Raw genomic sequence first — 9196 nt, forward strand, 5'->3', positions numbered from 1 at the left:
GCGGTCCGGTGCTGTTCCTGACGGCCAAGGGCCTGAACCCGCAGGCCGGCGAGGCCTCGCCCCAGGGGCGGCTGCTGATCGGACGCGGCAAGGACTACACGCCGATCGCCGAGGATCCCAAGGCGCTGTTCGACCGGCTGGAAGGCTCGATGGCCGACCGGCGCAAGACCGGCTGGGCCATCGTCGAGGCCCTGCTGGAGCCCCAGAAGCTGACCCTGGACGGCAAGACCTACGACGTGCCCCTGTGGCACACCTGGTTCGAAGGGATGAGCGTCAATCCCGAGGTCGACCAGAAGATCAAGCTGTTCATCGCCCAGCTGGCGGCCTGCAAGGCCGACACCGCCTGCAAGAAGACCCGCGCCGAGATCGCCCACGAGGTGATGAGCCAGAACGGCGGCGACAAGAACCTGGTCCGCAGCCTGGTCTCGGCCAACCTGACCCAGGTGCTCAAGCAGTCCGAAGGCTTCGACCGCGGCGCGCCCGAGGAGGAGCTGGGCCGGGGCTTCACCCTGTTCAGCCCGTCGTTCGTCGAGCACGTGCTGGCCCAGGCCCAGGGCATCGAGACCTGCTCGAACAAGATCCCGTGGAACCAGCCCCCGCCCAGCGCCAGCCAGTTCTCGCCCTGCGTCGACGAGTTCCCGCGCAACGCGGTGATGGTCAAGACCAGCTGGGACCAGATCGACGGCGCCAATCCCCGGGTCAGCGCCCACGCCACCGACGCCGCCGCGGTCACCGCCGTGCTGAAGGGCGGAAGCTGGCCCAAGCCGACCCTGGAGCCGGTCGACCCCAACGGCATCTACACGGTGCAGACCACCGACGGGAAACTGTACGGCCTCAAATCGATCCACTTCTCGACCAAGGACACCCGCGAATGGATCTGGATCTCGCTGTGGTGGAGCCCCAAGCCCGACGAGGACTTCGGCCAGGACCGCCCGGCCGCCCTGGCCAAGTTCAACGGCGGGGTCTGGTCGCATTACAAGATGTGCATCACCACCGCCTTCAACGAGACCGACCCCAAGCCCTGGGGTCCGTACGAGAGCGGCCAGCCGGGGCTCTCGGCGGCGATCAAGGCCTCGTATGACGGGGCCTATGAGCAGCGGAACCCGTCGCCCTACGACAAGGTCACCACCTGGTGCAGCAATCCCAACCTTGAGCACCACACGGGCAACGGCCGCACCAACTGCATCGGCTGCCACCAGTATTCGGTGACCTGGAACGAGCTGAAGAACCGCGAGACGGCCTTCAACGACACCTACACCGCCTCGATGGCCGCCGAATATCCGCAGTACGGCCGCGCCCTGCGCCGCACCAACTTCCCGGCCGAGTTCGCCTGGTCGTTCGGCATGGAGTTCCAGGACCAGATCAAGGAGGCCCGGCAAGACCAGGGCTTCAACTGGTGAGCCCGTCGAAAGAAGGAGCAAGCGCTATGGTTTCCTACGCCGCCGACATCAAGCCGCTGTTCGACGCCCGCGACATCGGCTGCATGCGCCGCAAGGGCGTGAAGCTGGACGACTACGGCTGGATGTCCGACCCCGCCCCCGGCGACGGCTACGCCGACCACGCCAACGGCCGAAGCGTGTTCGACTACGTCCGCCCGGACGGCAACGAGCCCCGCATGCCGATGGGCGGACCCTACTGGGACGACGCGCAGGTGGCGCTGTACCAGCAGTGGATGGACGGGGGGTTCGGGGCTTAGAAATCCCTCTCGTTGTCATCCCGGAAAGCGCGCAGCGCTTGTCCGGGACCCAGGGTTGGCTGCACAGCATCGGCCCGGTCACCTGGGTCCCGGACAGCCTCTACGAGGCTTCCGGGATGACAGCGATTTGGGGAAGGCCAGCGAAGCTCATCCCCGCTCCAGCATCCCCCGCCTGGCCTCCACTGCCCCGCGTCCCTACATGCCCTAGCGTTGACGCACTCGTCTCCGCCCGGTACCGCCCCTGTCCATGACCGATCTGCCCACTGGCCTATCCGCCCTCGCCGACCGTTACGACGTGCTGCTGTGCGACGTCTGGGGGGTGATCCATAACGGGGTCGAGAGCTTTCCGGAGGCCTGCCAGGCCCTGGTCGAGTGGCGGGCCCACCATGGGCCGGTGATCCTGATCTCCAACTCGCCGCGCCCGTCCGAACACGTGGTCGAGCAGTTGGACCGACTGGGCGTGCCGCGCGAGGCCTGGAGCGCCTTCGTCACCTCGGGCGACGCCACCCGCACCCTGCTGGCCGCCCGCGCGCCCGGCCCGGCCTGGATCGTCGGCCCCGAGCGCGACATGCCGCTGTATGACGGCCTGGGCCTGGAGACGGCCGGTCCCGAGAACGCGGCCTTCGTCGCCGTCACCGGCATGGTCGACGACGAGAACGAGGCCCCCAGCGACTACACCGACCGCCTGGCGATCGCCGCCGCGCGCGGCCTGACCCTGATCTGCGCCAATCCCGACCGCGTCGTGCAGCGCGGCAGCCGGCTGATCTATTGCGGCGGCACGCTGGCCGACCTGTACGAGACCCTGGGCGGCCAGGTGCTGATGGCCGGCAAGCCCTACAAGCCGATCTACGACCTGGCCTTGGCCGAGGCCGAAGCCCTGAAGGGCGGCCCCGTCGACCGCTCGCGCGTGCTGTGCATCGGCGACGGCGTGATCACCGACGTCAAGGGCGCCCATGACGAGGGCCTGGCCTGTCTGTTCATCGCCAAGGGCATCCACGGCGCGGCCGCCGTCGGCGCCGACGGCAAGCTGGACCCGACCAAGGTCGAGGGCCTGCTGGCCGCCGAACAGGTGGGCGCCACCCACGCCATGGGCGATCTGGTCTGGTAGAGCGCGCGGCTCGCTTTAGTGAAGTTTGGCGCTAAGATTGGTGCAACGCACAAAAAAAGATGAGGGGCGCATGCAGGGACTGTTTCTCGAGGATCTGAGCGTCGGCCAGTCGGCCGAGCTGGTCCGCACCGTGGCCGAGGCCGACATCGTCGCCTTCGCGGCCGTGACCGGCGACAACAATCCGGTCCACCTGGACGCCGACTACGCCGCGGCCACCAGCTTCGGCGAGCGCATCGCCCACGGCATGCTGTCGGCCGGCTACATCTCGGCGGTGCTGGGCACCACCCTGCCCGGTCCGGGCGCGATCTACCTGTCGCAGTCCCTGGCCTTCAAGCGCCCGGTCAAGATCGGCGCGGAGGTCACGGCCCGGGTCACGGTCACGGCGATCGACGAGGCCAAGGGCCGCGTCACCCTCGACACCACCTGCCTGGTCGGCGGCAAGGCCGTGGTCGGCGGCGAGGCCGTCGTCATGGTCCCGCGCAAAGCCGCGTAAGAGGTATTCGATGCGTCTGAAGACGATCCACGGCTGGAAGGACCTGCCCGACAGCGAGCGGGGCGCCTGCGTGGCCCTGGGCAATTTCGACGGCGTGCATCGCGGCCATCAGCAGGTGATCGCTCAGGCCGCGAAAGCCTCGCTGGCCGACAAGCTGCCGCTGGGCGTGGTCACCTTCGATCCGCACCCGCGCCGGCTGTTCCGCCCCAGCGAGCCGGCCTTCAAGCTGATGACCCATCCCCAGCAGGCGCGCGCGCTGGAGGCCCTGGGCGTGGACCTGCTGTACCTGCTGCCGTTCGACTTCGAGATGGCCAGCTTCGGCGACCGCGAATTCGTCGAGAAGGTGCTCGTGGGCGGTCTGGGCGTGAAGCACGTGGCGGTGGGCTTCGACATCTCGTTCGGCCGCGGCCGCACCGGCAGCGCCGACCTGATGATGGCCTATGGCGAAGAGTACGGCTTCACGGTCTCGATGGCCGAGCCGGTCGCCAACCGCGACGGCGAGAAGTTCTCGTCGACCGGCGTGCGCGACGCCCTGCGCGACGGCCATCCCGAGGGCGCCGCCCGGATCCTGGGCCGGCCGTTCGCCATCGAAGGCGTGGTCCGGCGCGGCCAGCAGTTGGGCCGCCAGCTGGGCTTCCCCACGGCCAATGTCGAGGTCGAGGACTATGTGGTGCCCAAGCTGGGCGTCTACGCCACCCGCACCCGCCTGCCCGACGGCCGCGAAGTGCCCGGCGTGGCCAATCTCGGCAACAACCCGACGACCGGCGAGGTCGAGACCCGGCTGGAGACCTGGCTGTTCGACTTCGACGAGGACCTCTACGGCCAGGTCATCGAGACGGACCTGATCGCGTTCCTGCGCCCGGAGCTGAAGTTCGACAGCATCGAGCTGATGGTCGAGCAGATCCTGCGGGACGAGCAGGCGGCGCGGGCGATCGTGGCGCCGGCGTTTTGAGGTTTGATCAAGCGCATGGCGTGAAGGCCGGGCGGGGTCTAACGTGACGCATGGCAACGCATCTGAACGCTGACGACCGCCTCCTCATGGACCGCTATTTCGATTGCGTGCTCCTGCGCTATTCGGAGGGTGTCTACAATCTCGATACGGCCCGGGCCGAGCTGGCCGAGGCCTTTCTGCAGATGACCCGCGAGGAGCCCGGCTTCCGCACCCACATGCAGGCTGTGGTCGATGCGCGAGACGACGCCTAGATCTTGTCGACATTCGGAGATGATCCCCCCCTTTCAGTCGTCATTCCCGCCCTTGTGGCGGGAATGACGGACAAAGGGAAGAGTTCGGAGCTTGGCTGAACGGTCCAAACGCTGAATGTCGATAGACCCTGGGCGACACCGCCGACTGGCCAACCCGCGTTCAACCCGTTAACCTTTGCCGCACCAACGGGCGGGGGCCGGATGTTGAAAGCGCGCAAGTACGAGATGTTCGCCAAGGCGCGGCGGCCCAAGCTGCCGCGGCGTCATGAGATCTTGTCGTATCCGGACCTGGAGGCCGGGGGCGCCGCCTTCGTTCTGGATTCCGGCGGGGCTCCGCCTCCGTTCTGCGTGATCCCGCCGCAGGACAGCCTGCTGGACGCCTATTCCAACGCCGTGGTCCGCGCCGTCGAGGCCGTGGGGCCCAGCGTCGTGCGCATCCATCCGATGACCGAGGATCCGCGCATCCAGGGCGTCGGCTCGGGCTTCGCCATCGCGGCGAACGGCCTGATCCTGACCAACAGCCACGTCGTCCAGGGCGCCAGCCGCTTCATCGTCATCACCGCCGAGGGCCGCAGCGTGACCGCGCGGTGCGTGGGCGACGATCCCGACACCGACCTGGCCCTGCTGCAGCTGGACCAGCGGCTGGACCTGCCGACGGCCCGGCTGGGCGACTCCAAGGCCCTGAGGCGCGGCCAGCTGGTGATCGCCATCGGCGCCCCGCTGGGCTTCGAGGCGACGGTGACCACCGGCGTGGTCTCGGCCATGGGCCGGTCCCTGCGCGGCGAGCGCGGCCGGCTGATCGAGGACCTGATCCAGACCGACGCCGCCCTCAATCCCGGCAACAGCGGCGGCCCGCTGGTCAGCTCGGCCGGAGAGGTGGTGGGTATCGCCACCGCCGTGATCGCCGGCTACCAGGGCCTGTGCTTCGCCGTGGCCTCCAACACCGCCAGCTTCGTGATCGCCGAGCTGGTCGCCCACGGCCACGTGCGGCGCGGCTCGATCGGCCTGGTCGCCCAGCAGGCCCCGATCCCGCCCGGCCTGGCGCGGGCGACGGGCGCGACCCAGGGCTATGCGGTGTTCGTCGCCCAGGTGGACGCGGGCGGTCCCGCCGCCAAGGCCGGGGTGCGCGAGGGCGACCTGCTGATCAGCGCCGGCGGCGTTCCCCTGACCGGCCTGGACGACCTGTTGCGCGCGGTCGACCACCACAGCATCGACAAGCCCACGCCGTTCGTCCTGATCCGCCAGGGCAAGCTGATGACGGTGATGATTACCCCTCGAGCTCGGAAGCGTGGTTGAACATCGCCGAATGCCCGACAGGCGCGGGCAAGACCGTGTCCGTGGGGTGAAAAACCCCGGAGAACGTTGTTTTTCCCCATAGACGCAACCAGCCCGCGACCCTACACTTTTGGCGTCAGTGTTAGGGAGGCATTCACGTGCGGTCTGGGGTTCGAGCAAGACGCCTGTTGCGGAAGGCCTGGCGCGCCACACGCTTCCTCATGCCCCCCAAGCCGATCCTGACCTCGCTGGAGGGCAAGCTCCTCGCCTCCGCCTGGGCCCTGGCCGCCCTGACCACCCTCAGCGTCGCCCTCGCCCAGGGCCTGCGCATGTTCCTGCTCTCGGCCCTGGCCGTGCTGTTCGGCACCCTGGCGGCGCTGTGGATGCTGGACGGGCTGGCGCGGCGGTAGAGTCTCAAAGGTATGTTTTGGTTGTCATCCCGGACAAGCGCGAAGCGCGCCGATCCGGGACCGACGCGTGAACTCAGAGCTTCCTGTGGTCCCGGATCTGCGGCCCTTCGGGCCTTGTCCGGGATGACAACGTGGGGAGATCAATGCGAGCCCACGAATACGCCGTCTACATGATGGCGAGCGGCAGGCGCGGCGTTCTCTATGTCGGCGTCACGTCGAGCCTGCAGACTAGGACCCAACAGCATCGCGATGGCGAGTTCAGCGGCTTCACCCGCAAGCACGGCTGCAAGACGCTGGTCTGGTTCGAAAGCCACGACGACATCGAGGCGGCCATCCACCGTGAAAAACTGATCAAACGCTGGCGACGCGCTTGGAAGATCACGTTGGTGGAGGCCTCCAATCCGGAATGGGCGGATCTGGCGCCGGCCTTGCGAGGCGCCGAGCGGTTTCCCTGGGAGACGATGGCGGAGTTCCAGGTGGCGCTCGAGCCTGAGGCGATTGGACTGTTCGCCAGCGATGACGACCACTGGCCCCAATAGCTCTGTCATCCCGGACAAGGCCCGAAGGGCCGCCGATCCGGGACCGCCGGAAGCGCTGAGCTCACGCGTCGGTCCCGGATCTGCGCGCTGCGCGCTTGTCCGGGATGACAACCGTTAGAGATTGCAGAACGAAGCGCCGCTCTCCCCGTTTGCCCCTCCCCTCCGCCTCTGCTATCCCCCGCCCATGCCTTTCGTTCGGAAAACCCCGCGAATTAACCGCCCGGCGTGACGCCCGGACGAGTTTCCAGCGCGCGCCGGGACGACCACCCCGCAAACCCTTCCGAACCCCTACGCTGGATAGCTTCCCCATGGCCGACGACGCCACGACGACCGCCCGCGACTACCGCGAAACCGTCTTCCTTCCCGACACCCCGTTCCCGATGCGCGGCGGCCTGCCCAAGAAGGAGCCCGAGATCCTGGAGGGCTGGGCGGCCCTGTCCGACAAGGGCCTGTACGGCGCCGTGCGCGCCGCGCGCCAGGCCGCCGGCGCCCCGCTGTTCGTGCTGCACGACGGCCCGCCCTACGCCAACGGCGCGATCCACATCGGCCACGCCCTGAACAAGACGCTGAAGGACTTCGTGGTCCGCAGCCGCTTCGCCCTGGGCTACGACGTCGACTACGTGCCCGGCTGGGACTGCCACGGCCTGCCCATCGAGTGGAAGATCGAGGAAGAGTTCCGCGCCAAGGGTCGCCGCAAGGACGAGGTGCCCGCCGCCGAGTTCCGCAAGCGCTGCCGCGAATACGCCGCCGGCTGGATCGAGGCCCAGAAGGTCGAGTTCCAGCGCCTGGGCGTGCTGGGCGACTGGTGGAACCGCTACGCCACCATGGACTACAGCTCGGAAGCCACGATCGTGGCGGAGTTCCACAAGTTCGCCACCAGCGGCCAGCTCTATCGCGGCTCCAAGCCCGTGATGTGGAGCCCGGTCGAGCGCACGGCCCTGGCCGACGCCGAGATCGAGTACCACGACCACGTCTCGCCGACCGTCTGGGTGAAGTTCCCGGTCCGCGCCTATGACGAGGAGCACTTCGCCCTGTCGGGCAACGCGGCCGGCGACAACGTCTTCCGCCTGCAGCCCAACGACGCCAGCGTGGTGATCTGGACCACCACCCCGTGGACCATCCCGGCCAACCGGGCGATCAGCTTCAACCCCAAGGTCGCCTACGGTCTCTACGAGGTCGAAGCCATCGAGGAGAACCTCGAGTTCGCCCCGTGGTCCAAGGTCGGCGACCGCCTGATCGTCGCCGACAAGCTGGCCGAGGACGTCCGCAAGGCCGCCAAGGTCGCCCGGTGGCGCCGCGCCGAGCCGGTCGATCCGACAGGCCTGATCTGCGCCCACCCGCTCGCGCAATTCGATGAAGGCTACGGCTTCGACGTGCCCCTGCTGGCCGGCGACCACGTGACCGACGACGCCGGCACCGGCTTCGTCCACACCGCCCCCGGCCACGGCGCCGACGACTATCTGGTCTGGCTGAAGAGCGGCTACGCCCTGGACTCCATCCCCGACACCGTCGACCCCGACGGCGCCTATTTCCCGCACGTGCCGCTGTTCGCGGGCCTGAAGGTCATCGAGACCGAGGGCAAGAAGGCCGGCAAGTTCGGGGCCGCCAACGGCGCGGTCATGGACAAGCTGATCGAGGCCGGCAACCTGCTGGCGCGCGGCCGTGTCGAGCACAGCTATCCGCACAGCTGGCGCTCCAAGGCCCCGGTGATCTTCCGCAACACCCCGCAGTGGTTCATCCGCATGGACCAGGCCGTGCCGACCCTGGGCGGCAAGACCCTGCGAGWAGTGGCGGTGAAAGCCATCGCCGACACCGCCTTCCACCCCGACGCCGGCCGCAACCGCATCGGCTCGATGGTCGAGACGCGTCCCGACTGGCTGATCAGCCGCCAGCGCGCCTGGGGCACGCCCCTGGCCATGTTCGTCGACAAGGAGACCGGCGTCCCGCTGATGGACGAGGCGGTCAACCGCCGCATCCTGGACGCCATCCAGGACGGCGGCAGCGACGCCTGGTTCGAGCTGCCCGACAGCCACTTCCTGGGCGACCGCGATCCCGCGCAATACGAAAAGGTCGTCGACATCCTCGACGTCTGGTTCGACAGCGGGGCGACCCACGCCTTCACCCTGGAAGGTCGCAACGACAGCCGCTCGCCCGCCGACCTCTATCTGGAAGGCTCGGACCAGCACCGCGGCTGGTTCCAGTCGTCGCTTCTGGAGAGCTGCGGCACGCGCGGCCACGCGCCGTACAAGGGCGTCCTGACCCACGGGTTCACCCAGGACGAGAACGGCGAGAAGATGTCCAAGTCCAAGGGCAACACCGTCGAGCCCCAGACCATCACCAAGGAAAGCGGCGCCGAGATCCTGCGGCTGTGGGCGGCGATGGTCGACTATTCGGAAGACCAGCGGATCGGCAAGACGATCCTGGCCACGACGACCGACGCCTATCGCAAGCTGCGCAACACCACCCGCTACC

Annotated in this window: 10 protein-coding genes; all 10 read left to right on the plus strand. The window is 68.4% G+C overall.

Annotated elements, in window-relative coordinates; translation table 11 throughout:
• Nucleotides 1-1400, plus strand: a 1400-nt coding sequence (locus AC1DZ6_RS11950; RefSeq protein WP_477097398.1) for a hypothetical protein, incomplete at its 5' end; no start/stop codon positions are given.
• A 26-nt stretch (nt 1401-1426) separates the two neighbouring features.
• Nucleotides 1427-1696 (plus strand): hypothetical protein, encoded by a 270-nt coding sequence (locus AC1DZ6_RS11955; protein ID WP_477097399.1) that lies wholly within the window; start codon nt 1427-1429, stop codon nt 1694-1696.
• A 247-nt stretch (nt 1697-1943) separates the two neighbouring features.
• On the plus strand, nt 1944-2804 hold the full coding sequence (locus AC1DZ6_RS11960) for a TIGR01459 family HAD-type hydrolase (protein WP_477097400.1): 861 nt from the start codon (nt 1944-1946) through the stop codon (nt 2802-2804).
• Nucleotides 2805-2874: 70 nt separating this feature from the next.
• Nucleotides 2875-3297 carry a MaoC family dehydratase gene (locus AC1DZ6_RS11965; protein ID WP_477097401.1) on the plus strand — a complete coding sequence of 141 codons (423 nt, stop codon included), beginning with the start codon at nt 2875-2877 and terminating at the stop codon, nt 3295-3297.
• A gap of 10 nt (nt 3298-3307) precedes the next feature.
• Nucleotides 3308-4249 carry a bifunctional riboflavin kinase/FAD synthetase gene (locus AC1DZ6_RS11970; RefSeq protein WP_477097402.1) on the plus strand — a complete coding sequence of 314 codons (942 nt, stop codon included), beginning with the start codon at nt 3308-3310 and terminating at the stop codon, nt 4247-4249.
• 86 nt (nt 4250-4335) lie between these two features.
• On the plus strand, nt 4336-4500 hold the full coding sequence (locus AC1DZ6_RS11975; protein ID WP_235523897.1) for a hypothetical protein: 165 nt from the start codon (nt 4336-4338) through the stop codon (nt 4498-4500).
• 201 nt (nt 4501-4701) lie between these two features.
• A complete protein-coding gene (locus tag AC1DZ6_RS11980) occupies nt 4702-5796 on the plus strand; it encodes a S1C family serine protease (RefSeq protein ID WP_477097403.1) in 1095 nt (364 codons plus the stop codon).
• A gap of 200 nt (nt 5797-5996) precedes the next feature.
• Nucleotides 5997-6185, plus strand: coding sequence for a hypothetical protein (locus AC1DZ6_RS11985; protein ID WP_477097404.1), 189 nt, complete (start codon nt 5997-5999; stop codon nt 6183-6185).
• A gap of 143 nt (nt 6186-6328) precedes the next feature.
• Nucleotides 6329-6724: a GIY-YIG nuclease family protein gene (locus tag AC1DZ6_RS11990; RefSeq protein ID WP_477097405.1), complete on the plus strand. Its 396-nt coding sequence runs from the start codon at nt 6329-6331 to the stop codon at nt 6722-6724.
• 308 nt (nt 6725-7032) lie between these two features.
• Nucleotides 7033-9196: isoleucine--tRNA ligase (gene ileS / locus AC1DZ6_RS11995; RefSeq protein ID WP_477097406.1), on the plus strand; the 2164-nt coding region annotated here is incomplete at its 3' end.

The sequence above is a fragment of the Caulobacter sp. P1_B12_2 genome, assembly GCF_056406675.1.

Excerpts from the sequence above, each read along its gene's own strand:
- AC1DZ6_RS11980 (WP_477097403.1), top strand. The coding sequence starts at position 4,702 with ATGTTGAAAGCGCGCAAGTACGAGATGTTCGCCAAGGCGCGGCGGCCC.
- AC1DZ6_RS11970 (WP_477097402.1), top strand. The coding sequence starts at position 3,308 with ATGCGTCTGAAGACGATCCACGGCTGGAAGGACCTGCCCGACAGCGAG.
- AC1DZ6_RS11955 (WP_477097399.1), top strand. The coding sequence starts at position 1,427 with ATGGTTTCCTACGCCGCCGACATCAAGCCGCTGTTCGACGCCCGCGAC.
- AC1DZ6_RS11975 (WP_235523897.1), top strand. The coding sequence starts at position 4,336 with ATGGACCGCTATTTCGATTGCGTGCTCCTGCGCTATTCGGAGGGTGTC.
- AC1DZ6_RS11965 (WP_477097401.1), top strand. The coding sequence starts at position 2,875 with ATGCAGGGACTGTTTCTCGAGGATCTGAGCGTCGGCCAGTCGGCCGAG.
- AC1DZ6_RS11960 (WP_477097400.1), top strand. The coding sequence starts at position 1,944 with ATGACCGATCTGCCCACTGGCCTATCCGCCCTCGCCGACCGTTACGAC.
- AC1DZ6_RS11990 (WP_477097405.1), top strand. The coding sequence starts at position 6,329 with ATGCGAGCCCACGAATACGCCGTCTACATGATGGCGAGCGGCAGGCGC.
- AC1DZ6_RS11985 (WP_477097404.1), top strand. The coding sequence starts at position 5,997 with ATGCCCCCCAAGCCGATCCTGACCTCGCTGGAGGGCAAGCTCCTCGCC.